Source organism: Erwinia sp. 009765445, from assembly GCF_058137865.1.
In genome coordinates this window covers 140,387-166,676 of sequence record NZ_JBYUWC010000008.1, presented here as the reverse complement: position 1 = coordinate 166,676, position 26,290 = coordinate 140,387, and the positions used below count along the sequence as shown (strand labels likewise).

Annotated in this window: 19 protein-coding genes and 1 pseudogene; 13 read left to right on the top strand and 7 right to left on the bottom strand. The window is 55.5% G+C overall.

All coding sequences use genetic code 11. The features are described from left to right. Nucleotides 1-93 precede the first annotated feature (93 nt). Nucleotides 94-660 (bottom strand): ADP compounds hydrolase NudE, encoded by a 567-nt coding sequence (nudE, locus tag AC3Y5R_RS10850; protein ID WP_489921349.1) that lies wholly within the window; start codon nucleotides 658-660, stop codon nucleotides 94-96. Nucleotides 661-1,069: 409 nt separating this feature from the next. On the opposite strand from nudE, the gene AC3Y5R_RS10845 reads away from it, so the two are divergent. From AC3Y5R_RS10845 to dcuC, 5 genes and pseudogenes are all read left to right on the top strand, one after another. Continuing rightward, complete coding sequence (locus AC3Y5R_RS10845) at nucleotides 1,070-3,211, top strand: intracellular growth attenuator family protein (RefSeq protein WP_489921348.1); 2,142 nt, start codon at nucleotides 1,070-1,072, stop codon at nucleotides 3,209-3,211. 140 nt (nucleotides 3,212-3,351) lie between these two features. Next, the gene (gene hslR, locus AC3Y5R_RS10840; protein ID WP_489921347.1) at nucleotides 3,352-3,753 is read left to right on the top strand and encodes a ribosome-associated heat shock protein Hsp15; all 402 of its coding nucleotides are present in this window, start codon (nucleotides 3,352-3,354) and stop codon (nucleotides 3,751-3,753) included. 22 nt (nucleotides 3,754-3,775) lie between these two features. Then, nucleotides 3,776-4,654, top strand: a complete 879-nt coding sequence (hslO, locus tag AC3Y5R_RS10835) for an Hsp33 family molecular chaperone HslO (protein WP_489921346.1) — start codon at nucleotides 3,776-3,778, stop codon at nucleotides 4,652-4,654. Between the two features lie 360 nt (nucleotides 4,655-5,014). Beyond that, a complete protein-coding gene (gene pckA, locus AC3Y5R_RS10830; RefSeq protein WP_489921345.1) occupies nucleotides 5,015-6,631 on the top strand; it encodes a phosphoenolpyruvate carboxykinase (ATP) in 1,617 nt (538 codons plus the stop codon). A gap of 255 nt (nucleotides 6,632-6,886) precedes the next feature. After that, a pseudogene (gene dcuC / locus AC3Y5R_RS10825) lies at nucleotides 6,887-8,307 on the top strand (anaerobic C4-dicarboxylate transporter DcuC). A 75-nt stretch (nucleotides 8,308-8,382) separates the two neighbouring features. Here dcuC and envZ read toward each other — a convergent pair. Continuing rightward, the gene (envZ, locus tag AC3Y5R_RS10820) at nucleotides 8,383-9,732 is read right to left on the bottom strand and encodes a two-component system sensor histidine kinase EnvZ (protein WP_489921344.1); all 1,350 of its coding nucleotides are present in this window, start codon (nucleotides 9,730-9,732) and stop codon (nucleotides 8,383-8,385) included. Further along, the gene (gene ompR, locus AC3Y5R_RS10815; RefSeq protein ID WP_001157751.1) at nucleotides 9,729-10,448 is read right to left on the bottom strand and encodes an osmolarity response regulator transcription factor OmpR; all 720 of its coding nucleotides are present in this window, start codon (nucleotides 10,446-10,448) and stop codon (nucleotides 9,729-9,731) included. Before ompR ends, envZ begins: the two co-directional genes overlap by 4 nt. Nucleotides 10,449-10,751: 303 nt before the next feature. Here ompR and greB point away from each other — a divergent pair, with 303 nt between their 5' ends. From greB to AC3Y5R_RS10785, 6 genes are all read left to right on the top strand, one after another. Beyond that, on the top strand, nucleotides 10,752-11,231 hold the full coding sequence (gene greB, locus AC3Y5R_RS10810) for a transcription elongation factor GreB (RefSeq protein ID WP_158785183.1): 480 nt from the start codon (nucleotides 10,752-10,754) through the stop codon (nucleotides 11,229-11,231). Between the two features lie 94 nt (nucleotides 11,232-11,325). Continuing rightward, a complete protein-coding gene (locus tag AC3Y5R_RS10805; RefSeq protein WP_489921343.1) occupies nucleotides 11,326-13,653 on the top strand; it encodes a Tex family protein in 2,328 nt (775 codons plus the stop codon). Between the two features lie 144 nt (nucleotides 13,654-13,797). Next, nucleotides 13,798-14,022 (top strand): ferrous iron transporter A, encoded by a 225-nt coding sequence (gene feoA, locus AC3Y5R_RS10800; protein WP_158780990.1) that lies wholly within the window; start codon nucleotides 13,798-13,800, stop codon nucleotides 14,020-14,022. A gap of 13 nt (nucleotides 14,023-14,035) precedes the next feature. Beyond that, a complete protein-coding gene (gene feoB, locus AC3Y5R_RS10795; RefSeq protein WP_489921342.1) occupies nucleotides 14,036-16,339 on the top strand; it encodes a Fe(2+) transporter permease subunit FeoB in 2,304 nt (767 codons plus the stop codon). Nucleotides 16,340-16,416: 77 nt separating this feature from the next. Continuing rightward, nucleotides 16,417-18,108: an alpha-amylase family glycosyl hydrolase gene (locus tag AC3Y5R_RS10790; protein ID WP_489921341.1), complete on the top strand. Its 1,692-nt coding sequence runs from the start codon at nucleotides 16,417-16,419 to the stop codon at nucleotides 18,106-18,108. 109 nt (nucleotides 18,109-18,217) lie between these two features. Further along, nucleotides 18,218-18,763 carry a YagU family protein gene (locus AC3Y5R_RS10785; protein WP_489921340.1) on the top strand — a complete coding sequence of 182 codons (546 nt, stop codon included), beginning with the start codon at nucleotides 18,218-18,220 and terminating at the stop codon, nucleotides 18,761-18,763. Nucleotides 18,764-18,823: 60 nt separating this feature from the next. On the opposite strand, the gene AC3Y5R_RS10780 is transcribed toward AC3Y5R_RS10785, so the two are convergent. Together AC3Y5R_RS10780 and bioH are read right to left on the bottom strand one after the other, a co-directional pair. Then, on the bottom strand, nucleotides 18,824-19,093 hold the full coding sequence (locus AC3Y5R_RS10780) for a YdgH/BhsA/McbA-like domain containing protein (RefSeq protein WP_158780996.1): 270 nt from the start codon (nucleotides 19,091-19,093) through the stop codon (nucleotides 18,824-18,826). Nucleotides 19,094-19,267: 174 nt separating this feature from the next. After that, the gene (gene bioH, locus AC3Y5R_RS10775; protein WP_489921339.1) at nucleotides 19,268-20,044 is read right to left on the bottom strand and encodes a pimeloyl-ACP methyl ester esterase BioH; all 777 of its coding nucleotides are present in this window, start codon (nucleotides 20,042-20,044) and stop codon (nucleotides 19,268-19,270) included. Between the two features lie 34 nt (nucleotides 20,045-20,078). Between bioH and gntX the strand changes: the two genes are divergently transcribed. Together gntX and nfuA are read left to right on the top strand one after the other, a co-directional pair. After that, entirely contained in the window at nucleotides 20,079-20,762 is a 684-nt protein-coding gene (gntX, locus tag AC3Y5R_RS10770) for a DNA utilization protein GntX (protein ID WP_489921338.1), read from the top strand. 58 nt (nucleotides 20,763-20,820) lie between these two features. Then, a complete protein-coding gene (gene nfuA, locus AC3Y5R_RS10765; RefSeq protein WP_489921337.1) occupies nucleotides 20,821-21,396 on the top strand; it encodes a Fe-S biogenesis protein NfuA in 576 nt (191 codons plus the stop codon). Between the two features lie 55 nt (nucleotides 21,397-21,451). On the opposite strand, the gene malQ is transcribed toward nfuA, so the two are convergent. Both malQ and malP read right to left on the bottom strand, forming a co-directional pair. Beyond that, nucleotides 21,452-23,539: a 4-alpha-glucanotransferase gene (gene malQ / locus AC3Y5R_RS10760; RefSeq protein WP_489921336.1), complete on the bottom strand. Its 2,088-nt coding sequence runs from the start codon at nucleotides 23,537-23,539 to the stop codon at nucleotides 21,452-21,454. 9 nt (nucleotides 23,540-23,548) lie between these two features. Further along, nucleotides 23,549-25,948 carry a maltodextrin phosphorylase gene (gene malP / locus AC3Y5R_RS10755; protein WP_489921335.1) on the bottom strand — a complete coding sequence of 800 codons (2,400 nt, stop codon included), beginning with the start codon at nucleotides 25,946-25,948 and terminating at the stop codon, nucleotides 23,549-23,551. Between the last annotated feature and the right edge of the window lie 342 nt (nucleotides 25,949-26,290).

Sequence of the window (26,290 nt, the reverse complement as noted above, 5' to 3'; positions counted from 1 at the left end):
AATTAAGCGCCGGGCTTCCCGGTGGCTTAACAAAAAAGGGATGAACCGAAGTGGTTCATCCCTTTTTTATTGCCGCGCGGTGGATTTACTGACTCAGTAACTCAGCCGTCCCTGCTTAACCAGCCACTCCCTTACCAGGAACAAGGCACTGACATTGCGCGCCTCACGAAAATCGGGTTCCTGCAGCAGGGCCAGCAGGTTATCAAGCGGCCAGCGCAGCTGAGGCAACGGCTCCGGCTCATCCCCTTCAAGCCGCTCTTCATACAGCCCTTCCGCCACCAGAATGTTCATTTTGCTGGAGAAGTAAGAGGGAGCCAGCGTCAGTTTACCCAGCGCTTCCAGCTTCTCCGCGCCAAAACCCGCCTCTTCTTTCAGCTCACGGTTGGCCGCCTCAAAAGGCGTCTCGCCCGGATCAATCAACCCTTTAGGGAACCCCAGCTCATAGTCTTCCAACCCCACAGCATATTCCTGGATCAGGATAAGATGATTATCGATGATCGGCACAATCATCACCGCCTCGCGGTTGGAAGGCTTCATGCGCTCGTAGACACGCTTAGCGCCATTACTGAACTCAAGATCGACAGCTTCAACGGTAAACAGTTGCGAACGTGCGACAGCTTCAACTTTAAGAATGTTGGGTTTCTGCATTTGTCTGGTCATAGGGGCCCCAGGGAAAAACCAAATAAATGAGCGTGATAGCCCGCCAGTTACGGTACTTTTACCGATAATATCCCCATTGTGCGATAGCCGCGAGGGGAAGCCAATCATCGCACAGATTATTTTACGCACTTATAACAAATCAGGGGATTAGCGGCTGAAAAGTTTTAAAAAAGTCAATCCGCCATGATTAAAATAGGAATATGCCGATACTGAAATCAGGGTAAGGTTGATACCATTTTAGTCGGGGCTCATATACAATTATTCTAATTTTATGATTTTGTGCGCTATTTTAGAACACACAGCGGATTGCCAGCGCCGTCTAAACCCGCCACAATGTCGGTAACGATATGATCAGGGCAGGTATTCTCCAGCATAACGACGGGAGCAGGGTGGCAGGAATGAGGGAAGCATGAGCACAATAGTCATCATATTGGCTGTAATGCTGGCCTGCTCGATTGGGGCGGGTTGTTTCTTTTGGTACGCTATGCGGCATCGTCCGCCGTTGGCGAAACCACTGCCATTCATCAGTCCCCCTTTTCGCAAACTGAGCGAGGATGAGCGCAAAGCCGTCGAGCGCTATATCGACTCGCTGGAAAGACACCGTCAGAATACGCTGCCCAGCGGTGCCAGCAGCGCTACCGATCATCTGGTTCTGAACACTCAGAGCAGCAACGTCTATCCGGTCACCCGTTCCATCACCCGCTATGGCCTCTCCACCGATGACCCGCACAAATGGCGCTACTATCTTGATGCCGTTGAAGTGCATCTGCCACCGCTGTGGGAGCAATACATTGCGGATGAGAACTACGTTGAATTAATCAAAACGCAAACCATCCCGCTGGTGATCTCGCTTAACGGTCATTCGCTGGTGAACTACGTTTACGAGCAGCCCGCGCTGGCACCGGTGGTCAGGCCAATGGGACAGAAAGCCTCAATCCGCAAAGAAGAAAGCGAAAATATTGAGCTACTCAGCGTGCGCAAGGAAACGGTGGAGGAGTATGCCCTCAGCCGTCCCGACGGCACCCGCGAAGCCTGTGCTGTGGGTATCGCCTTGCTGTTGCTGTTCTTCAGCCTGATCGGTCCAATCATGCTGATGCCATGGCTGGTTTCTGCCGCCGGGGTGATCATTCTGGTGAGCTGTTGGTCGCTGTATCGCCGTCCGGGTAAAAACGATCTGCGTGAAATCCACTGCCTGCGGGGAGCCCCAAAACGCTGGGGGCTGTTCGGAGAATCGAATCAGGGGCAAATCAGCAACATCTCTCTGGGCATTATCGATCTGATTTATCCCCCGCACTGGCAGCCTTATGTTGCTCACGATCTCGGGCAGTCCACGGAAGTGGATATCTACCTGAATCGCCAGGTGGTTCGTCAGGGTCGCTTCCTGTCACTGCAGGATGAAGTGCGTAATTTCCCTATCCAGCGCTGGAGAAAGAACATGGTGCTGGCCGCCGGTTCGCTGCTGGTGATGGCCCTGCTGATCGCCTGGATCCCTCTGAGCATGCCGCTGAAGCTGAGTATGGCCTGGCTGAAAGGCACGGAAAGCGTGCAGGTGCATTCCGTTAACGAACTGGGAAAAATTCCGCTGCGCGTCGGCGACAGCCTGAAAGTGACTGGCGAAGGGATGTGCTCGATCCCGACGACTTATCAGGGAAATCGCTCCTATGCATTTATGCCTTTCGACTGCTCGGCAGTGTACTGGAACAACGCCGCTCCCCTGCCCCAGCCGCAGTCGGATATTATCGATAAAGCGACAGCGCTGCTGACCACCATCAGCCAGCAGCTGCACCCGCAGAGCACCACCGATCCGAAGCTGAACCCGCAGCTGGCGACCGCAATTCAGAAGTCCGGCATGATCCTGCTGGATGATTTCTCCGATATCGTGCAGAGAACTCAGGATCTCTGCAGCCAGGAGCAGGACTGCGTCAGGCTGAAGAACGCGCTGGTTAATCTGGGAAATGCCAAAGACTGGGAGACGCTGGTGCGCCGTGCCAATTCCGGGGCGCTAAACGGGATGAATGTGCTGCTGCGCCCGGTCAGTGCTGAAGCGCTGGAAAACCTGGTTAACACCGCCACCTCTTCTTTCTTCTATCGCGAGACACGTCGCGCGGCTGAGGCGCTGAACAGCCCACCGCCGGGCGGCTTCCTGATCCTCAGCGATGAAGGCCGTCAGCTGGTCAGCCAGCCAGCCCCGACTGTTTCGCTGTTTGGCTTCAATGCCCCTGACCAGTGGCCGGAACTGCAGCGGCTGGCAGGGATGCTGCTGCACACCCAGTTCTCCGCCAGCGGTATCGTCACCAATATCACCACCGATGCCAACGGCACACGCCATATTGCGTTGCACAGTGCGCCGGATGCCATCACCCTGGGCCGCTATCTTGGCACCAGCCTGCTGCTGCTGATTGTCACGCTGAGTTTTATCATCAACAGCCTGCTGGCACTCAGACGTATCCATCGTAACCGTATGCGCACCAGCGCGATTCAGAACTATTACGATAAGTGCTTCAGCCCGACGCTTGGTGCCACCACCCAGAGTATCCGTCCGCTGTTCTGAGCCTGTCAGTTTTATGCTATTTTTAAGGCTGACAAGGCTACCGTCCTCTTAAAACACCCCTGATTGTCTCCCCCCGGAAAAGGCACCTTGATTTCTGGCGCGTAACCCATACATAGGGGTATTCCCAAAAAGGAGCAGCGATGAAAGAGAAATCCGCGGAAGCGGTTCGGCTCGATAAGTGGCTGTGGGCCGCTCGCTTCTATAAAACCCGTTCGGCGGCGCGCGAGATGATCGAGGGTGGCAAGGTTCACTACAACGGTCAGCGCAGCAAGCCGAGCAAAATTGTGGAGCTGCACGCAGAACTGACGCTACGCCAGGGCAATGACGAACGCACAGTCATTGTTAAATCCGTCAGCGACAGGCGAGGTCCGGCGGTTGAAGCGCAGCAGATGTATACCGAAACGGCTCAAAGTATTGAGAAACGGGAGAAGATCGCGCTGGCGCGTAAAATGAACGCGCTAAGTATGCCACATCCCGACCGGCGCCCTGACAAAAAAGAGCGGCGGGACTTAATGAAATTTAAAAATTCTGGCGACGAGTAACCCGCCTTAACGAGAGAGAATCATGGCTCATCAAGACCAAATGCACCGTTACCTGTTCGAAAACCATGCCGTGCGTGGTGAACTGGTTACCGTATCCGACACCTGGCAGGAAATCATCAGCGGCCACGACTATCCACAGCCGGTTCAGCAGGTGCTGGGCGAGCTGCTGGTTGCCACCAGCTTGCTGACTGCCACGCTGAAATTTGACGGCGACATCACCGTTCAGCTGCAGGGCGATGGCCCGCTGAAGCTGGCGGTGATCAATGGCAACAATCATCAGGAAATGCGCGGCGTGGCACGCATGCAGGGTGACATCGCTGAAGGCAGCAGCCTGAAAGAGATGGTCGGCAATGGTTATCTGGTGATCACCATTTCCCCTCTTGAAGGCGAACGCTATCAGGGCGTGGTCGGTCTGGAAGGCGAGACGCTGGCTGAATGTCTGGAAGACTACTTTATGCGCTCAGAGCAGCTGCCAACCCGCCTGTTTATTCGCACTGGAGAAAACGCAGGTAAGCCCGGCGCCGGAGGGATCTTGCTGCAGGTTCTGCCTGCCGAGGACGCCGACCCGGAAGACTTTAACCACCTTGCGACGCTGACCGAGACCATCAAAACGGAAGAGCTGCTTGGCCTGCCAGCCAACGACGTGCTGTGGCGCCTGTATCATCAGGAAGAAGTGACCGTCTACGAGCCGCAGGGCGTACGTTTCCACTGTACCTGCTCGCAGGAGCGCTGCGGTGAAGTGCTGCGCACGCTGCCGGAAGAGGAGGTCGATCAGATCATTTCTGAAGATGGCAAAATTGATATGCACTGCGACTACTGCGGCAGCCACTACATTTTTGATGCTGTGGATATTGCGGCAATCCGTAAGGATTCCACCGCCGGTAACGATCAGGTTCACTAATGCTTTTCACGTCATCAGACCTGCTCAGGGTCTGATGGCTTTCGTATTTATCGCCAAACCAATTCTCCACTACATCCCTTCCCTACAAAATAACTCGCTAACAATACCCTTAATAAACAATTTACCCACTAGCATACCCTCTCTGAAAAGAGTATTAACCCACCAGAATTTCAGCCTTGCTTACCGAATTACGCGCTGCTTCTCATTTCTGCCGCTTATCCCTTCCCCTCCGCTTCCGGCAGTGTAAACTGCGCGCGATCGTGAATACCGCAGAGTGATGGATATGCGGAGCATCACGGTAAAGAGAGCGCCATCTCATTACACTCAGTGGCAGAACAGAGCCGATAAAGGAGCAGCAATATGCGTGACCTGACCCCGCAGGACCTCGTCGCTTATGGCATCACGGACACGATTGAGATTATTTATAATCCCGATTTTGACACCCTTTACCGGGAAGAAACCCGCCCTGGCCTGACCGGCTTTGAGCGCGGTACAGAAACCCGCTCAGGGGCTATCGCCGTCGATACGGGCATTTTTACCGGCCGTTCACCCAAAGATAAGTACATCGTTCGCGATGACACCACACGCGACACGCTGTGGTGGAACGATCAGGGTAAGGGAAAAAATGATAATCAGCCTCTGTCACAGGAAACCTGGCAGCAGCTGAAGTCACTGGTCACGCAGCAGCTGTCCCATAAGCGCCTGTTTGTGGTCGATGCCTGGTGCGGCGCGAATCCGGATACACGCCTCAGCGTGCGTTTTATTACCGAAGTGGCCTGGCAGGCCCATTTCGTGAAGAACATGTTTATCCGCCCTGACGCCACAGCACTGGCAGAGTTTGATCCCGACTTTGTGGTGATGAATGGCGCCAAATGCACTAACCCCAACTGGCAACAGCAGGGACTGCACTCCGAAAACTTTGTTGCCTTCAACCTGACCGAGCGTATCCAGCTGATTGGCGGAACCTGGTACGGCGGCGAGATGAAAAAGGGACTGTTCGCCATCATGAACTATCTGCTCCCGCTGAAGGGCATTGCGGCGATGCACTGCTCAGCCAATGTCGGCCCGGCTGGCGATGTGGCGGTGTTTTTCGGCCTGTCCGGCACCGGCAAAACCACCCTCTCCACCGATCCGCTACGCAAGCTGATTGGTGATGATGAGCACGGCTGGGATGACGACGGGGTATTTAACTTTGAAGGTGGCTGCTACGCCAAAACGATCAAGCTTTCTGAACAGGCGGAGCCGGAGATTTATCATGCCATCCGCCGAGATGCGCTGCTGGAAAACGTCGTGGTGCGGGCCGATGGCTCGGTGGATTACGATGATGACAGTAAAACCGAAAACACCCGTGTGTCGTATCCTATCGACCATATCGATAACATCGTTAAGCCAGTGTCGAAGGCTGGTCATGCGCGTAAGGTGATTTTCCTGACAGCGGATGCCTTTGGTGTGCTGCCACCGGTTTCACGCCTGACGCCTGACCAGACGCAGTATCACTTTCTCTCCGGTTTCACCGCCAAGCTGGCAGGCACCGAGCGCGGCGTCACTCAGCCAACGCCAACCTTCTCAGCCTGCTTTGGCGCGGCGTTCCTGACGCTGCACCCGACGCAGTATGCAGAGGTACTGGTGAAGAGAATGGAGGCGGCTGGCGCAGAAGCCTATCTGGTCAACACCGGCTGGAACGGCAGCGGAAAACGGATTTCAATCAGGGATACGAGGGCGATTATCAATGCCATCCTCAATGGCGATATTGCCAGCGCGGAGACGGTAACGCTGCCGATCTTTAACCTTGCGATGCCAACCTCGCTGCCGGGCGTGGACAGCCATATCCTTGACCCGCGCAACACCTATGCAGACGAAGCCGAATGGGAGAATAAAGCCCGCGACCTGGCAGGGCAGTTTATCGCTAACTTCGATAAATACACTGATACCCCAGCCGGGGAAGCACTGATCCCGGCAGGCCCCGCTCTGACCTAATCGCTGTTAATCAGTAGAGGCTGTAACCCACGTTGCAGCCTCTCTTGATCCCGCCATTCTCAAAGCCAGCGTGAATCAATATGCCTGGCGGGTGCGTCGACGAAAAAGCGCGATGAACGGCTTTTAGTCGTTGGTTTATTGATTTCAATCATCAGCGACTGTCCAATTATTAGGCACATCCCCCCCCTTCTTTTTTTGCTAACCCCCTGCTCTCTGAAGAGCACAAGGGAGAAGGGAGAAGGGAGAAGGGAAATCATGCTTACGTTTATCGAACTTCTCATTGGCGTTGTCGTCATTGGCGGCGTTGCCCGCTACATCATTAAAGGCTACTCAGCCACCGGCGTGTTATTTGTAGGGGGCTGACGCTGCTGATTATCAGCGCGCTGATGGGCCATAAAGTTTTGCCTGCCAGTGAAACCAGTACCGGTTACAGCGCCACAGACATAGTGGAATATATCAAGATCCTGTTGATGAGCCGGGGCGGCGACCTTGGCATGATGATAATGATGCTGTGTGGTTTTGCCGCCTATATGACCCATATTGGCGCAAACGATATGGTGGTAAAGCTGGCATCAAAACCGCTGCAGTACATTAATTCGCCGTACATTTTGATGATTGCAGCCTATTTTGTTACCTGCCTGATGTCGCTGGCAGTCTCCTCAGCAACCGGCCTTGGTGTATTGGTGATGGCAACCCTGTTCCCGGTGATGGTTAATGTCGGCATCAGCCGCGGCGCAGCAGCAGCCATTTGCGCCTCTCCTGCCGCCATTATCCTCTAGCCAACCTCCGGTGACGTGGTGCTGGCTGCTAAAGCGGCGGAAATGCCGCTGATCGACTTCGCGTTTAAAACCACGCTTCCTATCTCAATCGTCGCCATTCTGGGTATGGCGGTTACGCACTATTTCTGGCAGAAGTATCTCGACAAAAAAGAGAACATCAGCCATGAGATGTTGGACATCAGCGAGATAACCACCAGTGCGCCGTCGTTCTACGCCATCCTGCCTTTTGCGCCTATTATCGGGGTGCTGATTTTTGACGGCAAATGGGGACCACAACTGCACATCATCACCATTCTGGTGATCTGCATGCTGCTGGCGGCGGTGCTGGAATTTGTTCGCGGATTTAACACGCAGAAGGTGTTTGCGGGGCTTGACGTGGCTTATCGCGGAATGGCGGATGCTTTTGCCAGCGTGGTGATGCTGCTTGTCGCGGCGGGCGTATTTGCTCAGGGCCTCAGCACTATCGGCTTTATTCAGAGCCTGATTTCCATTGCCACCTCGTTCGGTTCAGCCAGTATCATGCTGGTGCTGGTGCTGGTGCTGATGCTGGTGCTGGTGCTGGTGCTGGTGCTGGTGCTGGTGCTGGTTATTCTGACTATGCTGGCGGCAATGACCACCGGCTCCGGTAATGCACCATTTTACGCCTTTGTCGAGATGATCCCAAAACTGGCACACTCTTCCGCCATTAATCCGGCCTATCTCTCCATTCCAATGCTGCAGGCTTCCAACCTGGGCCGCACTATTTCTCCGGTTTCGGGGGGGGTGGTTGCCGTCGCCGGGATGGCAAAAATCTCGCCGTTTGAGGTGGTCAAACGAACCTCGGTGCCGGTGCTGGTCGGGCTGATCATCGTGATTATTGCGACAGAAGTTTTGGTGCCTGCAACCGTTGTGGGCTAAACATTAGCTTCGACAAGCTGCAATGCTGGCGGGTTGAAGCAACCTGCCAGCACTTCTCTGTTTACCGGCCGTCTGTCAGGTCAGTGCTGCCTGGCTACTTTCACTGGCAGGCAGTGGCAGATAAGCACGGATACGTAATCCGCCGCGCTCGCTGTCACCAATCTCCAGCGAGCCCTGGTGGGCATCAATGATACGCTGCACAATGGCCAGGCCCAGACCGGTTCCGCTGGTACTGCGGGCGCTGTCACCCCGCACAAATGGCTGGAACAGATGCTTCAACTGATCGGGTTTAATCCCCGGACCGTCATCTTCCACCTGGAACCAGGCACGCTGCAGCTCTCTGCCACTGCTGACTTTGATCCAGCCGTTGCCATAGCGGGCAGCGTTCACCACCATATTGGCCGCAGCACGTTTGATCGACAGCGGGTCGATATCCAGCATCAGCTCCGCAGGCATCACCGCGTTTTCAATTTCCCTCTCGTAGCCACTTTCCGCAGCCACCACTTCACCCAGCACGCCGTTAAGATCCGTTTTTTCGGTCTGCATCTCCTGGCCGGTGCGCAGATAGTCGAGGAACTGCTCGATGATGGCATTACACTCTTCAATGTCCTTATTGATCGACTCAGCCAGATAGCCGTCTTCCTGCGCCATCATTTCAGTCGCCAGACGAATGCGCGTCAGCGGCGTGCGCAAATCATGGCTGACACCGGCCATTAGCAGCGTGCGGTCGTCTGCCAGCTGTTTAACCCCCGCCGACATCTGATTGAATGCACGGGTTACTGAACGGACCTCCGAAGCACCGTACTCCCGCAGTGGCGGCGGGATAATGCCTTTACCGACCTGCAGAGCCGCGTGTTCCAGCTCCACAAGGGGTCGGTTCTGGATACGGATAAACAGCCAGGCTCCGCCGATCGCCAGCAGCATAATCGCCAGCGTGTAGCGGAACAGCGGCGAGAAGTCGCCCTGATGAATTTCGGTCAGCGGCACCCGCACCCAGATATCCGGCGAGAGCCAGGTCTTCAGCCAGACCACCGGGGAGTTTTTGTTAACCTCCACGCGGACATCGGTCGGGCCGCCCAACTGTTGCGCCATCTGCTGGCTGAGAAATTCGTAGTGCTGCGCCCAGCGTAATCCGCTCTCTTCCGCCGCCGCATTGGTATACAGCGAAATGCCCAGCTCGCGATAAATCTCGCGGCGAAATGCCGGAGGCACTTCAAGCTGTGTGCCATCTTCCAACTGCAGCCGATCGGTCATCAGCATACGCACTTCGTACGCCAGCACTTTGTTGAACTGCTGCAGGCTGGGCAGAATGGCGAAATTCAGCACCACCAGGTAGGTCGTGACCAGGCTGACGAACAGCAGGGTCACGATCAACAACAATGTGCGGGCAAACGAACTGCGGGGAGAGAAGCGGATCCGCCTCATGCCTTGCTGCCGTCCGGTACGAAGACGTAGCCCAGGCCCCAGACAGTCTGGATATAACGCGGATGAGCCGGATCTTCTTCCACCATGCGGCGCAGGCGGGAGATCTGTACGTCGATAGAACGCTCCATCGCACTGTACTCACGGCCACGGGCCAGATTCATCAGCTTGTCGCGGGACAGCGGCTCACGGGGGTGGCTCACCAGCGCTTTCAGCACGGCGAACTCACCGCTGGTCAGCGGCATTGGCTCGTCTTCACGAAACATCTCGCGCGTGCCGAGGTTCAACTTGAACTTACCGAAGGCGATCACCGCTTCTTCCTGAGAAGGTGCCCCTGGCAGCTCATTGGCCTGACGGCGCAGCACAGCGCGGATACGGGCCAGCAGCTCACGCGGGTTGAATGGTTTTGGAATGTAGTCATCCGCGCCAATTTCCAGCCCGACGATGCGGTCTACTTCTTCGCCTTTGGCCGTCACCATAATGATCGGCATCGGGTTGCTCTGGCTGCGCAGGCGGCGGCAGATAGAAAGACCATCTTCGCCAGGTAGCATCAAATCCAGCACCATCAGGTGGAAAGATTCACGGGTCAGCAGGCGATCCATCTGCTCGGCGTTCGCCACGCTGCGCACCTGGAAGCCCTGTTCGGTCAGATAACGTTCCAGCAACGCACGCAAACGCATGTCATCATCCACGACCAGAATTTTGTAGTTTTCTTGCATTTCGATACTCCCAAAGGCGCTATTGCCTGAGTCAATATTTTTAAAAAAGATGCCTGAATGTAACAGTCAATAATGGTTTATATTCTAGCCGAAATTGTTACAAAGCATATTAAACAGCAGCTTATCTTTAATTAAGGCTGAAAAACCTGCGCTGCCGCAAAGCTCAGAAAGTTAATTTTCTCCGCGAATAGTCATGACAAACAAGCAGTAACGACGGTCAGAAAAATTGCCGATCGGATTTGCATCACCGCACGCTTCACAACAAAATAGCGGCAGCATTCCAGAGAAAGAAATGGGCAGATGATGAAAACCAAACTGATCACCCGTGAAGGGTATAACAAGCTGAAGGATGAGCTGGACTTTCTCTGGCGGGAAGAGCGGCCGGAAGTGACAAAAAAGGTGACCTGGGCGGCCAGCCTCGGTGATCGCAGTGAAAATGCCGACTATCAGTACAACAAAAAACGCCTGCGCGAAATTGACCGTCGCGTTCGCTACCTCACCAAATGTCTGGAGCAACTGCGCATTGTCGATTATTCGCCGCAGCAGGACGGCAAGGTGTTCTTTGGTGCCTGGGTCGAAGTGGAAAACGACGACGGCGAGCTTAAACGTTTTCGTATCGTCGGCTATGACGAGATCTTTGGCCGCAAAGATTATATCTCAATCGACTCGCCAATGGCCCGTGCGCTGTTGAAAAAGGAAGTTGGTGACGTGGCAACGGTCCACACGCCAGCCGGTGAAGCCACCTGGTACGTCAATGAGATCGACTACGTTAAACAATCCTAATCACGCGGATCTTGCGCCTGAGGTTGCCCGGCGACTGGCAATTCTCGCCCGCAATCCGTATAACTGTCCGCTGTTTATAGCTACCAAGTAACCGATGATGAAAGATTCGCTGAGCCGCATAATTGCAAGTGAGCTGCAGGCGCGAGCAGAACAGGTTGATGCTGCTGTCCGTCTGCTGGATGAAGGGAACACCGTGCCGTTTATCGCACGTTATCGTAAGGAAGTGACCGGCGGACTGGACGATACCCAGTTGCGCCAGCTGGAAACACGCCTGGGCTACCTCAGGGAGCTTGAAGAGCGCCGCCAGTCAATTCTCAAATCAATCGACGATCAGGGCAAGCTCAGCGATGAGCTGGCTGACGCCATCCGCAGTACCCTGAGCAAAACCGAGCTTGAAGATCTTTACCTGCCTTATAAACCGAAGCGCCGCACCCGGGGTCAGATTGCTATTGAAGCAGGCCTTGAGCCGCTGGCCGACACGCTTTGGCAGGATCCGTCCCACGAGCCGGAGCAGTTGGCTGCAACTTTTGTCGACGCTGATAAAGGCGTTGCCGATACCAAAGCCGCCCTCGACGGCGCACGCTATATCCTGATGGAGCGCTTTGCCGAAGATGCTTCACTGCTGGCGAAAGTGCGTGAATATCTGTGGAAAAATGCCCACCTGGTATCCCGCGTGCTGGAAGGCAAAGAAGAAGAAGGGGCGAAATTCCGCGACTACTTCGACCACCATGAAGCGCTCTCCAGCGTGCCTTCTCACCGTGCGCTGGCGATGTTCCGCGGCCGCAACGAAGGCGTGCTGCAGCTGGCGCTGAATGCTGACCCGCAGTTCGACGAGCCGCCGCGTGAAAGCCACGGCGAACAGATTATTACCGACCATCTGGGCCTGCGCCTGAACAATGCTCCGGCAGACAGCTGGCGCAAAGCCGTGGTCAGCTGGACCTGGCGCATCAAGGTGCTGCTGCACCTGGAAACCGAGCTGATGGGCACCGTGCGTGAGCGCGCAGAAGACGAAGCAATCAATGTATTCGCCCGTAACCTGCACGACCTGCTAATGGCTGCTCCTGCGGGTATGCGAGCCACCATGGGTCTCGATCCGGGCCTGCGTACCGGCGTGAAGGTTGCCGTGGTGGATGCCACCGGCAAGCTGGTCGCTACTGATACCATTTACCCGCACACCGGCCAGACTGCCAAAGCCGCCGCCGCTGTGGCTGCGCTCTGCACCAAACATCAGGTCGAACTGGTGGCAATTGGTAACGGCACCGCCTCACGCGAGACCGAGCGCTTCTTCCTCGATATTCAGAAGCAGTTCCCACAGGTGAACGCGCAGAAGGTGATTGTCAGTGAAGCCGGTGCTTCGGTGTATTCCGCTTCCGAGCTGGCAGCGCTGGAGTTCCCGGACCTCGACGTTTCCATCCGTGGTGCGGTTTCCATCGCACGTCGTCTGCAAGACCCGTTGTCCGAGCTGGTGAAAATCGATCCTAAATCCATCGGCGTTGGCCAGTATCAGCATGACGTCAGTCAGAGCCAGCTGGCGAAAAAGCTGGATGCAGTAGTGGAAGACTGTGTGAACGGCGTGGGGGTGGATCTGAACACCGCCTCCGTGCCGTTGCTGACCCGCGTGGCCGGGCTGACCAAAATGATGGCGCAGAATATCGTCAGCTGGCGTGACGAAAACGGTCGCTTCCAGGACCGCCAGCAGCTGCTGAAAGTCAGCCGTCTGGGGCCAAAAGCCTTTGAGCAGTGCGCGGGCTTCCTGCGTATCAACCACGGTGACAACCCTCTGGATGCTTCAACGGTTCACCCGGAAGCCTATCCGGTGGTGCAGCGTATCCTGGCGGCCACTCAGCAGGCGCTGGATGAGCTGATGGGGAATCCCGCCGGGCTACGCAACCTGCGGGCGGTGGACTTCACCGATGAGCGCTTCGGGGTACCAACCGTCACCGATATCATCAAAGAGCTGGAAAAGCCGGGCCGCGATCCGCGTCCGGAGTTCAAAACCGCCCAGTTCGCCGAAGGGGTCGAAACCCTGAACGATCTGCTACCGGGGATGGTGCTGGAAGGCTCGGTCACCAACGTCACCAACTTTGGTGCTTTTGTCGATATCGGCGTGCATCAGGATGGTCTGGTGCATATCTCTTCGCTTTCTGACAAGTTCGTCGATGATCCACACAAAGTGGTGAAAGCAGGCGATATCGTCAAGGTGAAGGTGATGGAAGTGGATCTGCAGCGTAAGCGCGTCGCCCTGACCATGCGTCTTGATGAGCAGCCGGGTGAAACCAATGCCCGTCGCGGCGGCGGTGGCAACGCTGGCGGTCGCGACAATGCGCGTCCGGCCCAGAGCCCTCGTCCGGCGGCATCACAGCCTGCTGGCAACAGCGCAATGGGCGACGCCCTGGCGGCGGCATTCGGCAAAAAGCGTTAAGCCCTGTGGAGCGGATCGCCCGATCCGCTCCTTATTTGACCAAATTAAACTTGTCCTGAGTCAATAAGAGCGAGAATCATTCTCATTATAATCCCCCTGGTTAATAATAACGGTGCAAAATTGCGCCGGTAAGGGTAATTATTTATGCAATATATTCCAGGGCAAGATTATCAGATCCTTTGTTACTCCCCAGAGGTCAGCGCCGCCTTCCGGCAGAAGCTGCTCTCTCTCGGCCTGCTGCCGGGCGCCATCTTTAAGGTCAGGCGCGTGGCACCGCTGGGCGATCCCATCCAGATTGAAACCCGCCGCTTCAGCCTGATGCTGCGCAAAAAAGATCTCTCCTTCCTGCAACTTGCCACTCCTGAATAAAGCGAGCTTAAAGATGAAAGCATTCACTATCGGGCTGATTGGTAATCCCAATTCAGGCAAAACCACGCTGTTTAATCAGCTGACCGGTGCAAGGCAGCACGTCGGTAACTGGGCCGGGGTCACGGTTGAGCGCAAGGAAGGCAGTTTCATCACAGAGCAGTACAAAGTGCGGCTGGTTGACCTGCCCGGCACCTACTCTCTGACCACCATCTCTGAGCAGACCTCGCTGGATGAGCAGATTGCCTGCCACTACATGCTGAGCGGGGAAGCTGACCTGGTGATTAACGTGGTCGATGCCAGCAATCTGGAGCGTAATCTCTACCTGACCCTGCAGTTGCAGGAGTTGGGCATTCCCTGCATCGTCGCGCTGAACATGCTGGATATCGCCCGCAGCCAGCATATTCATATCGATGTGGCCGCGCTGGCTGAAAAACTCGGCTGCCCGGTAATCCCGCTGGTGTCTAACCGGGGTAAAGGTCTGACCGAGCTGAAACAAGCTATCGACACCCCTCCCCACACCGCCAGCCAGTTCGTTGTGGACTATCCGCAGGAAGTGGAAGCCAACGTCGCCGCTCTGACGGCTGCCATGCCTGAACAGCTTGCTGCGGATCGTCGGCGCTGGCTGGCGCTGCAAACGCTGGAAGGGGATATTTACTGCCGTTCGCAGTGCGGTGAAGCAGCAGACCTGCTATCCGGACTGCCAGACCTGGAGGCCTGCCCTCTGGAGATTGCCCAGGCTCGTTACCGGGCAATTGAAACCCTGTGCCAGAGCGCAACCGCCATGCAGGAAGCCACGCCGCACCGCCTTTCTGCCCGGCTGGATGCGCTGGCGCTGAATCGCTGGCTGGGTATCCCGATATTTCTGGCCGTGATGTATTTGATGTTTTTCCTCGCGATTAACCTTGGGGGTGCGTTGCAGCCGCTGTTCGATAAAAGCTCGGCAGCCATCTTTATTGATGGTATGCAGTGGCTGGGCGCGACTTTGCATTTCCCGACGATCCTCACGCTGTTCCTTGCCCAGGGGATTGGCGGCGGTATCAACACCGTGATGCCGCTGGTGCCGCAAATTGGCCTGATGTACCTGTTCCTGTCGGTAATGGAAGATTCCGGCTATATGGCGAGGGCGGCCTTCGTGGTCGACCGGCTGATGCAGGCGCTGGGCCTGCCGGGGAAATCTTTTGTGCCGCTGATCGTCGGGTTTGGCTGTAATGTCCCGTCGGTGATGGGGGCAAGAACGCTGGATGCGCCACGTGAAAGGCTGATCACCGTATTGATGGCCCCGTTTATGTCCTGTGGTGCCCGTCTGGCGATTTTCGCGGTGTTTGCCTCGGCCTTCTTCGGCAAGAGCGGTGCGCTGGTCGTTTTCAGCCTGTATCTGCTCGGCATCACTGCAGCAATCCTCACTGGCCTGATCCTGCGGCACACGCTGATGCGCGGCGAGGCGGCACCGTTTGTGATGGAGCTGCCGACCTGGCACGTGCCGCACGTTAAGAGCCTGCTGCTGCAAACCTGGCAGCGACTGAAAAGCTTTGTGATCCGCGCCGGTAAGGTGATTGTGGCCGTAAGCGTGCTGATTGGCGCACTGAACAGCTTCTCCTTCAGCGGCCAGCCGGTGTCCAGCATCAACGATTCGGCGCTGGCGACGGTCAGCCGCTCAATCACCCCCTTGCTGAACCCAATGGGTGTGGATAGCAGTAACTGGCAGGCAACGGTCGGGCTGGTCACCGGAGCAATGGCAAAAGAGGTGGTGGTCGGCACTCTCAACACGCTGTACACCGCTGAAGCACTGCATCAGGAAGAGTTTGATGCCAGCAGCTTCAGCCTGCTCGCCGAACTGGGTGATGCCGTGCAGGAAACCTGGGACGGCGTGAAAAGCACCTTCAGCCTCAGCGTGCTGTTTCATCCAATCGAAGCCAGCAAAGGCGACGGCGATATGGGCAGCGGCTCGATGGGCGTGATGCACAGTAAGTTCGCCAGCGATGCAGCGGCTTACAGCTACCTGATCTTCGTGCTGTTGTATGTACCCTGCGTGTCGGTAATGGGGGCCATCGCCCGCGAAAGCAGCCGCCGCTGGATGCTGTTCTCGATCCTCTGGGGCACCAATCTGGCTTACTCACTGGCGACGGTGTTTTACCAGTTGGCAACGTTCACGGAGCATCCTCAGTCCAGCGCCATCACGCTGATGGCGGTCGTCGCCTTTAACGGCCTGCTGTGGCTGGTGTTGAAAAACATCACCTTACCGCCAGAAAGGCTGATTATGATGACCACCACGCCGAAAGGTTGTTCAGGCTGCGCCAAAAGCGGTGGCTGCCACTGAATTTGCGATTTTGTTTCAACGGTCTACAGTGAAAACTATCGTGGCGGCAACTGAATGCGGTGGCTCACTGTTTAAAAATGGAAATTATCAATAACTTACTCGATAAGATCTATGACAGCACCTTTCCCACAGAGTGCCGGGACAGGCTGACAGAAGCAATTTTGCAGACCCGTCTTGCGCTGGATCATCAGCGCAAGACCCACTGGGATGAAAAGGACGTAGTGCTGATCTCCTATGCCGATCAGTTCCGTGAAAGTGAAACCCCGACGCTGCAAACCTTCTCCCGTTTTTACCAGCAATACCTTCAGTCCAGCTTCAGCCTTGTGCACCTGCTCCCCTTCTTTCCCTGGTCTTCTGACGACGGCTTTTCGGTCATTGACTACCATCGGGTTAACGCCATCTGCGGCGAATGGTCGGATGTGGCGGAGCTGCACCAGCACGCGCGGCTGATGTTCGATTTTGTCTGCAACCATATGTCCGCACACAGCGCCTGGTTTAAACACTTTCTCGCCCGGGACCCAGGCTGGGACGACTTTTTTATCAGCATCGTGCCTTCTACCGATCTCAGCGCAGTGACCCGGCCGCGCACCTCACCGCTGTTGACGCCGTTTGAGAGGGCGGATGGCGAAACGAAGTTTATCTGGACCACCTTCAGCGCCGATCAAATCGACCTGAACTTTGCCAGCCCGACCGTGCTGCTGAGGATGGTGGACGTGCTGCTGGATTACCTGGCGAAAGGGGCCGATTACGTGCGGCTGGATGCGGTGGGCTATATGTGGAAAACGCCCGGCACCTCCTGTATTCATCTGGAGAAAACCCACCTGCTGGTGAAGCTGTTCCGTGCCATTGCTGACGAGGTGGCTCCGGGTACGGTGATCATCACCGAAACCAACGTGCCGCATAAGGACAACATCAGCTATCTGGGCAACGGCCGGGATGAGGCGCAGATGGTTTATCAATTCTCACTGCCGCCGCTGGTGCTGCATGCCATTCACTATGGCTCTTCCCGCGCGCTGAAAAACTGGGCGGCCTCACTGGATCCGGGCGAGGGAACCACCACCTGGTTTAACTTTCTCGCCTCGCACGACGGTATCGGCCTGAATCCATTGCGCGGTATTTTGCCGGAGACCGAAATCGTCTCGCTGGTCAGGGATCTGGCCATCGAAGGCGCGCTGGTCTCCTATAAAAACAACCCAGACGGCACCACCAGCCCTTACGAAATCAACGTTACCTACATGGATGCTCTGAACAAAAAGGACGACGATGACCAGGTGCGCCTGCAACGCTTTATGCTGGCTCATGCCCTGCTGTTGGCTTTTCCCGGTGTGCCCGCCATCTACGTACAAAGTATCCTGGGTTCCCGTAACGATTCAGAAGGAGTGAAAGTGGCCGGGCATAATCGCGCCATTAACCGTGAGAAATATGCACTGAGCGAGATTGAAGCCGCGCTGAGCGACGAGCAGACGCTGCGTCACAAGGTTTTCCACCAGTTGAGTGGGTTGATTCAGCTACGCACGCGCCAGCCCGCCTTCCATCCGGACAGCCCGATGGAGGTGCTGGAAAGCGATAATGCGCTGCTGGTAATACGCCGTCAGTCAGAGAAGGTGCATGAAGAGCTACTGTGCGTTTATAACCTCAGCAGCAAAGATATCTGTTGGCTCCTGCCGGACAACCGGAATTACCACGATATTATTGGCAACGAAGTTATCGCCGGAGAGCTGCCGCTGACATTGCGCCCCTGGCGCTACCTGTGGCTGAAAAATACCTGAAAGCGCACTTTATAAGAATGACAGTCCGCTATTTTTGGTGTGTTATGCCTCGTGCTCTTTGGCTGTGCCAGAAGAGCTATCAGGTTATTTTATCTACAGGGAAGAAATTATGTTTAGCAGGATCAACAGACGGGTGCTTGCACTGACAACATTCATTGGCGGCGTGATCAGTTCATTAGTTAAATCAGGCACTGAGTCAAACATGCCCCCACGAATCGCCGATGAAATATCCCCGCCTGCAGCTAATATTGACGCCTGGCTTGGATGGTCAGGGTTTAATTCTCATTCGCATGATTACGTTTATCAGGGGGTGACGGTTCCCGGTGCAGTCATGCTTTACCACTGGCTGTTCAGTTTTGCCTTTGCATTCTTATACGTGTTTATCTCTGCGGTAACACCCAAAATAAGATTTGGGTTCGGTGCAGCTTATGGGATAGCGATAACATTGTTCATGCACGGTTTACTGATCCCGGCATTAGGTTTCAGGCATCCCGCGTATCTTAACGGAGAGGCTGGCTGGTTATGGAATCTGAACGGCTACGAATTCTGGAGCGAACTCATTGGACATATTTGCTGGTCTGTTTCCATTGAGGTCTGTCTTATTGCCGTCCTGGCAATGCTTTCGAAACCTATAACGGGCTGTTGGACGAAGTAAATTATTCAGAATCCACCAGTGTTATATCAGGCAGAGTAAACTCTGCCTGTGTGACAAAGATTATTTATATACATCCGCAGTCGCGCTGAACTTACCGTGTTCACGGCCAGCAATCACCAGAAAATATTTACCCCCCTTTTCATCTGCCAGTTTGGAAAGCTCACGTTTGGCATCCATTGGCGAAGTGGTTTCAGCGGTGGTGTTCACCGTGCCGATTTTCTCCAGATTCATGGTTTTCACTTCTTCTTTGGTCACTTCTTTGGCCGCCAGCGCACCAAAAGAAACCGAACCCACCAGAAGAGCGATTGCTACAGTTTGAAAAATTTTCATCAAAGACACTCCGCATTAGTGTTGTTTTCAGGAATAAGCAGTCGCTTGAGGAGCTTGCAGGAAGGAAATAACGCCCGACTCCCTGGACAACTCAGAGGTAAAAAAGGTAAGCGACCTTGATTACCCAAATAATTATTACCCGTTATGACCAATTCGCCAGTTTTTAACGCAAAATTAATTGATAATTTTTAGTCCGAAATCAATAAGTTGTTGGCAGAATGCGTCCGGATGGGAAATAAACGGGGCGTGAGCGGCTTTTTCGATGATCGCTGACTCACTCTCAGGCCATAAAGCATCCAGTAATGGCGCGACTTTGCGCGGCACAAGGCCATCCAACGCGCCGTAAATCCGCAGCAGAGGCAATATTAACGAAGTCATCTCTTCACGCAGATCGACAGTGCGTAAAATTTCAAGACCGCCGTTCAGCACCTCAACTTCTGGCACGGGCAGCGACAGCACCACGCTTTTCAGCAGCCGGGCATCCTGGCGGGCCGTTTCGGTGCCCAATGTCTGCAGCGCGAGGAAGCGTTCCACGGTGCGCTGGAAATCCTCACTCAGCTGACGCTGAAAACCGCTCAGCGTTTCTGGTTTGATGCCCGGCCAGCCTTCACCGGCTGTGAAGCACGGAGAAGAGGCAACGCTGATCAGCCCGCTGACCTGTTCCGGATATTGCAGCGCCATGCGGCTGGCTACCAGGCCACCCAGAGACCAGCCCAGCCACAGCGCTCTGGCGGGAGCCTGTAACTTCAGGATCGCCACCATCTCTTCCACGCTCATAGCCGGGAATCCCTGGCTGCGTCCATAGCCGGGCAGATCGACAAGGTGCAGGCGGAAATACGGGCTGAGTCGATCAACGATGCTGTGCCAGACACCCGCATTCAGTCCCCAGCCGTGCAGCATCACAAGATCGCGATCTCCGCTGCCAATTGTCTGCCAGTAAAGCTGAGCCATCCTTTAATATCCTGTATTTGCCATGGAGGCCGCTATGCTATCAATGCCCACCGCCTGTTGGCTATGCCGGATGCCACTTGCCCTGCCCGCTCAGGGCATTTGCAGCCTGTGCCTGCGCCAGCTCCCCATCGCTCCCCCCTGCTGTCCCCGCTGCGGCTTGCCCGCTCTGCACATCCGGCAGGAATGCGGCCGCTGTCAGCTAAAACCGCCGCCCTGGCAACGGATGATGTTTGTTACCGGCTGGCAACCGCCCCTGCGCGACTGGGTCAAACAGCTGAAATTTTTTGGCGCAACAGCACTCTCGGTGATGCTTGCACGGCTGGTTTTGTTAAGTTGGTTAGCTGCAAGACGTCAGTTCTTGCTGGATAAGCCCGATCTGCTGCTCTGCGTACCATTGCACCGCAAACGCGCCTGGCTGCGGGGCTACAACCAAATGGACGACGTTACCCGGCATCTGTCACGCTGGATTGGTTGCTCCTACGCCGCCGCAGGCTTAAAGCGTCAGCGGCGGACGCGGATCCAGCACAGCCTGCGGGCCAGTGCACGAAAAAGAAACCTGCGGGGCGCCTTCAGGGTTGAAATTGCGGTGAAGGGGAGGCATATCGCGCTTGTAGACGATGTGATCACCACCGGCAGCACCGTGGGAGAAATCAGCCGCATTTTGCTGGCCGCAGGCGCGGCGAGCGTGCAGGTATGGAGCCTGTGCCGAACCTTGTAGAGCGTCGGCGATGGGCGTATTATAACCAACTAAATTAGTCAACTATTGAGCAATCGCCATGATCCGAATTACTGATTCTGCGCAAGAGCACTTCTCAAAACTGCTGTCAAAACAGGAAGATGGCACTCAGATTCGCGTATTCGTTATCAATCCGGGTACCCCTACCGCGGAATGCGGCGTCTCCTACTGCCCACCCGATGCGGTAGAAGCCACCGATACCGAACTGAAATTCGCGAAGCTGTCTGCTTTTGTGGATGAGCTGAGCGCGCCTTATCTGGAAGACGCCGAAATTGATTTTGTCACCGATAACCTCGGTTCACAGCTGACGCTGAAAGCGCCTAACGCCAAAATGCGTAAGGTCAGCGATGATGCACCGCTGATTGAGCGCGTTGAGTATCAGCTGCAGGCCACCATCAACCCACAGCTGGCCAGCCACGGCGGTAAAGTGTCGCTGATGGAAATCACCGATGACGGCTTCGCCATTCTGCAGTTTGGCGGCGGCTGTAACGGTTGTTCGATGGTCGATGTCACCCTGAAGGAAGGCATTGAGAAAGAGCTGCTGGTCGCCTTCCCTGAACTGAAAGGCGTGCGTGACCTGACGGAACACCAGCGCGGCGAGCACTCATTCTACTGAGTGCAAGCCCATACAGCGCCCGGTGAGGATTTCCCTGACCGGGCGTTTTTCCCGCTTATTTCTTCTGTTTTTCCCCTGCTTTACGCCGATGGTTTAAGTCCTTGATCAACCGGTTAATCCTCTGATCCACAAATATCTCTTCCAGCGTCAGGCTTAGCTTTCTCCGCCAGTTGGGATACTGATCCGTGGTGCCCGGCACGTTGACCGGTTTTTCCATATCCATCCAGTCTTCCGGCTGTAATCCCAGCAGTGCGCTGTTGCTGTCAGCGATAAACCGCTGCATACCCCGATTCAGATCCGGGGTCATTTTCATCAGGCTGGCCTTTTTGCCGATGCTTTTCGGCAGGCAGCTATACTGATGCAGCGCTTTCAACAGCGCCTGCTTTTGTCTTGCCCGGTCCTGATACAGCGAGTGCAGCACGGCCTTATCCGGATAGATGCCAAGCCGTTCACCCAGCGCCAGATCGCCAGCGCTCCAGAATCCCCGCAGGGTGGGCAAATCGTGTGTCGTGGCGCTGGCCATTGACTGGCGCGGCCATGCAGCGGGCGGACGGTAACGGTCAGCGTTTTCCTGTTCAAAATAGAGCACCTTCCATGAATAGATGCCGCTTTCCCGCAGTTTTGAGACGATCTCCACCGGCACGGTGCCAAGATCTTCACCGATCACCATGCACTGAGTCCGCTGGCTCTCCAGCGCCAGGATCGCCAGCAAATCATCCACCGGATAGTAGATGTAAGCGCCATAATTGGCGGTTTCACCATAAGGTATCCACCACAGGCGCAGCAACGACATCACGTGGTCGATACGTAATGCGCCACAGCTGGCCATGTTGGCCCGCAGCAGGTCAATAAACGGCTGGTAAGCCCGCACGTTCATCACATGCGGATCCATCGGCGGAAGTCCCCAGTTCTGCCCCAGCGGCCCGAGGATATCCGGCGGCGCACCGACGGAAGCCCGCAGACAGTACAACTCACGGTCACACCAGGTTTCCGCCCCGCCTTCCGCCACGCCTACCGCAAGATCACGATATAAGCCTACCGGCATCTCCCGCTGCTGGCTGAGCTGCCAGCACTCATTAAACTGCCGGTTCGCCAGCCACTGCAACCATAGCCAGAAGCGCACTTCCTCCTGATGCTGCCGGCAGAACTGCTGCACCTCTTCACTGTGCACATCCTGTAATGCCTGCGGCCACACCGGCCAGCCCCAGCGTGCAGGATCTTCCTTCAGCATCGCCCCGTGCAGGGCATCAAAAGCCGCCTGCCAGTAGAGGCTGCCACCACCTCCGACGATAAAAGCCTCAAAATGCTGGCGGGTGGGATCGTCACTTTTACGCAGACTGAAGTGTTGCCAGGCGTGGCGCAGCCCGGACATTTTCAGCTCGCCGACCAGCGCGTAATTCACCCATTCGCTATCACGTGCCTGCTGCAACCGCTTCTGCGTATTTTTCTGCTGCCACCAGCGCTGCGCTGCCTTGCTGTGTCCGAAGTCCGGCACGGCTGCCACGTCGATATACATCACGTTCAGCCAGCGCCGGGAGGAAGGGCTGTACGGGCTGGCATTCTCCGGGCTGGCGGGATAAAGAGAGTGGATCGGATTGAGGCCGATAAAAGCCCCGCCCCGGTCGGCCACTTCCGCCAGCATACGTTTCAAATCGCCAAAGTCGCCCATCCCCCAGTTACTTTGCGAGCGGACGCTATAAAGCTGCACGCAGCTGCCCCACAGTTTTTTTCCCTGCCGCAACGGCTCCGGCTCGTAACAGCGTTTTGGCGCGATGATAACCCGGCAATTCCACTGCTTTTTAGCCTGGCTGAGCTGCAGCTGATGGTAGCCCAGCGGCAGGTTTGACGGCAGGGAGATCCCGCTGCCTGCGTTCACCTTACCGCTGTATTCACGGCCGTTCTCAGTTACCAGTTGCCACTGATAATCGCCTTTGCCCGCCACTTCCAGCTTTAGCGAACGCTTGCGCTGATAAACCTTACAGGGCGGGATCGGCCCGGGTTTTGCCTTACGGGCATCCGACATCGTGGCGAGCAGGCGCTGGCGAACTTCGACGCTGACCTCTTCCGGTTGTCCTCTGGCATTAATGTACTCAGAGGCAATTCCCGCCGTTGCGGCTTCCCGTTCAAACTTCTTTCTGTCCATCGCCTCTCCCTAGCGTTTTGCCTGCCAGATGCGTTGCTGATAATCACGGATTGAGCGATCGGAGCTGAACATTCCGGTGCGGGCAGTATTTAGGATCGCCGCACGGGTCCAGGCTTCTTCATCGCGGTACAGCACTTCCACCTGTTTCTGCGCTTCGCAGTAGCTGGCGAAGTCGGCCAGCACCAGCCAGGGATCGCCGCCCTTGCCCAGGCTGTTCAGCATCAGATCAAAAGCGTGTTTGTCGCCGCCGCTGAAGAAACCTTTCTCCATCTCTTTAAGAATGGCATCCAGATGTTTGTCCTTTTTGCGCAGCCTGAGCGGCGCATAGCCACTGGCCTTCAGCGCTTTCACCTCATCGACGGTATTGCCGAAGATAAAGATATTCTCCGGTCCCACCTGCTCTGCGATCTCCACGTTTGCCCCGTCGAGCGTACCGACAGTCAGCGCCCCGTTCAGCGCCAGCTTCATGTTGCCGGTGCCGGAGGCCTCGTAGCCTGCGGTGGAGATCTGTTCGGAGATATCGGCCGCCGGGATCATCAGCTCCGCCGCCGTAATGCGGTAGTCAGGAATAAACACCACCTTCAGCCTGTCGCCGATCAGCGGGTCATTATTGATTTTCTCCGCCACTTTATTGATGGCGTAGATGATGTTTTTGGCGAGGTAATAACCGGGAGCCGCCTTGGCACCAAACAGGAAGACCCGTGGCACAAAGTCCGTCTCCGGATTATCGCGCAGCTGTTTATAGCAGGAGAGAATGTGCAGCAGACCAAGGTGCTGACGTTTGTATTCATGCAGGCGTTTGATCTGCACGTCGAAAATCGCATCAGGATTGACCACAATCCCGGTCAGAAGCCTGATGTAGTCAGCAAGGCGGACTTTATTGTCATGTTTGATCTGGCGATAACGCTGGCGGAAGTGCTCATCTTCCGCATACGGTTCTAACCCTTTCAGCGCGTCAAGGTTGTTAGCCCACTCCACGTTCAGCGTCTCGTCGATCAAACCAGCCAGCGCCGGATTGCACTGCTTCAGCCAGCGGCGTGGCGTGATACCGTTGGTGACGTTATGGAATTTGGTCGGCCACAGCTGATGGTATTCCGGGAACAGATCCTTCACTACCAGCTCAGAATGCAGTGCGGCAACCCCGTTCACCGCAAAACCGCTGACCACGCACAGGTTAGCCATGCGCAACTGATGGTCATACAGCACTGCCAGCTTTTCCCACTTAGCTTCATCGCCTGGCCAGTGCTTATCCACCAGCTTTTTGAAGCGCTTGTTGATCTCTTTCACGATCATATAGTGGCGCGGCAACAAAGAACGCACCAGCTTTTGATCCCAGCGCTCCAGCGCTTCCGGCATCAGCGTGTGGTTGGTGTAGGCGAAGGTTTTACTGGTGACAGCCCAGGCCTCATCCCAGCCCATCTGATGCTCATCCAGCAGCACGCGCAGCATCTCCGGAATGGCGATAGTCGGGTGAGTGTCATTCAGCTGAATCACTTCATAGTCGGGCAGTTCGCCGATTTTTCGCCCGGCCAGATGGTGGCGGCGCAGGATATCGGCCACTGAACAGGCACACTGGAAATATTGCTGCATCAGCCGGAGACGCTTGCCTTCCTGATGGTTATCATTGGGATACAGCACCTTCGTCAGCTTCGCCGCATCGATCCCCTGCTGTTCAGACTGCAAAAACTTGCCGTCGTTAAAAAGCGTCAGATTAAAAGGATGCGCATGAGTGGCCTGCCAGAGCCGCAGCGGCTGAGCAACGCCGTTGTGATAGCCGGTTACCGGCAAATCCCATGCTTCGCCACGCAGGGTCACCGCAGGATCCCAGCGAAAACCGGTGCCATTTTTGACCACCTTACCGCCCAGGCCGACATTCACATCCAGCGCGGCATTGTGACGGAACCACGGATAGCTGTTGCGGTGCCAGTCATCCGGTGCCTCGCGTTGCTGACCATCATTAAAGGACTGGCGGAAAAGGCCATACTGATAGTTCAGCCCGTAGCCGGTGGCAGATTGTCCGACCGTCGCCATCGAGTCCAGAAAGCAGGCCGCCAGCCGCCCCAGCCCCCCATTGCCCAGCGCCGGATCGACCTCCTCTTCCAGCAGCTCGCTCAGCTCGACCTGATGCTGAGCCAGCACGGCTTTCACCTCGTTGTACCAGCCCAGGTTGAGCAGATTGTTACCGGTTAACCTGCCGATCAAAAACTCCATCGAAATGTAGTTTACGTGGCGCTGCTTCTTTGCCGCTTTGGCCACTGGCAGCGCCGCCAGTAGCTCAGCCAGTGCGCCGCTGAGCGCCTGCCACCACTGGTGATAAGTCATTTCACTGGCTGAAGATAATCCAAGATGCTGCCACTGGCGCGTCAGGGCCGCCTCAAATCGTGCCGGGTTAAATTTCTGCTGCGACATACCGCTTCCTTCTGCGTAAAGGGGAAAGGGAATTGCAAACGGGCTGGGACACTTACAGTTAAGACCCGAACAGAAAAAAATGCTCACGCAGCAGAGTGATAAAGTTCAATTTTGAACGTGAGAAACCTTTGAATTCATGTCTTATCATATAAAAAAACATTTTCATAGGCCATTAACTAAATTACAACCCACTATAAAAAAAAGAAAAAAATCAATAAGACATATAAGTCTATAGTTAAAATTAATTAGAAAAATAGAAAGCCTGTAACAATAACAATAACAATAACAATAACAATAACAATAACAATAACAATAACAATAACAATAACAATAACAATAACA

Coding starts and splice junctions, on each gene's coding strand:
- AC3Y5R_RS10805 (WP_489921343.1), top strand. CDS start 11,326: ATGATGAAAGATTCGCTGAGCCGCATAATTGCAAGTGAGCTGCAGGCG.
- envZ (WP_489921344.1), bottom strand. CDS start 9,732: ATGAGGCGGATCCGCTTCTCTCCCCGCAGTTCGTTTGCCCGCACATTG.
- bioH (WP_489921339.1), bottom strand. CDS start 20,044: ATGGCTCAGCTTTACTGGCAGACAATTGGCAGCGGAGATCGCGATCTT.
- nfuA (WP_489921337.1), top strand. CDS start 20,821: ATGATCCGAATTACTGATTCTGCGCAAGAGCACTTCTCAAAACTGCTG.
- AC3Y5R_RS10785 (WP_489921340.1), top strand. CDS start 18,218: ATGTTTAGCAGGATCAACAGACGGGTGCTTGCACTGACAACATTCATT.
- hslR (WP_489921347.1), top strand. CDS start 3,352: ATGAAAGAGAAATCCGCGGAAGCGGTTCGGCTCGATAAGTGGCTGTGG.
- greB (WP_158785183.1), top strand. CDS start 10,752: ATGAAAACCAAACTGATCACCCGTGAAGGGTATAACAAGCTGAAGGAT.
- malP (WP_489921335.1), bottom strand. CDS start 25,948: ATGTCGCAGCAGAAATTTAACCCGGCACGATTTGAGGCGGCCCTGACG.
- nudE (WP_489921349.1), bottom strand. CDS start 660: ATGACCAGACAAATGCAGAAACCCAACATTCTTAAAGTTGAAGCTGTC.
- AC3Y5R_RS10780 (WP_158780996.1), bottom strand. CDS start 19,093: ATGAAAATTTTTCAAACTGTAGCAATCGCTCTTCTGGTGGGTTCGGTT.
- feoA (WP_158780990.1), top strand. CDS start 13,798: ATGCAATATATTCCAGGGCAAGATTATCAGATCCTTTGTTACTCCCCA.
- AC3Y5R_RS10790 (WP_489921341.1), top strand. CDS start 16,417: ATGGAAATTATCAATAACTTACTCGATAAGATCTATGACAGCACCTTT.
- gntX (WP_489921338.1), top strand. CDS start 20,079: ATGCTATCAATGCCCACCGCCTGTTGGCTATGCCGGATGCCACTTGCC.
- AC3Y5R_RS10845 (WP_489921348.1), top strand. CDS start 1,070: ATGAGCACAATAGTCATCATATTGGCTGTAATGCTGGCCTGCTCGATT.
- pckA (WP_489921345.1), top strand. CDS start 5,015: ATGCGTGACCTGACCCCGCAGGACCTCGTCGCTTATGGCATCACGGAC.
- malQ (WP_489921336.1), bottom strand. CDS start 23,539: ATGGACAGAAAGAAGTTTGAACGGGAAGCCGCAACGGCGGGAATTGCC.
- feoB (WP_489921342.1), top strand. CDS start 14,036: ATGAAAGCATTCACTATCGGGCTGATTGGTAATCCCAATTCAGGCAAA.
- hslO (WP_489921346.1), top strand. CDS start 3,776: ATGGCTCATCAAGACCAAATGCACCGTTACCTGTTCGAAAACCATGCC.
- ompR (WP_001157751.1), bottom strand. CDS start 10,448: ATGCAAGAAAACTACAAAATTCTGGTCGTGGATGATGACATGCGTTTG.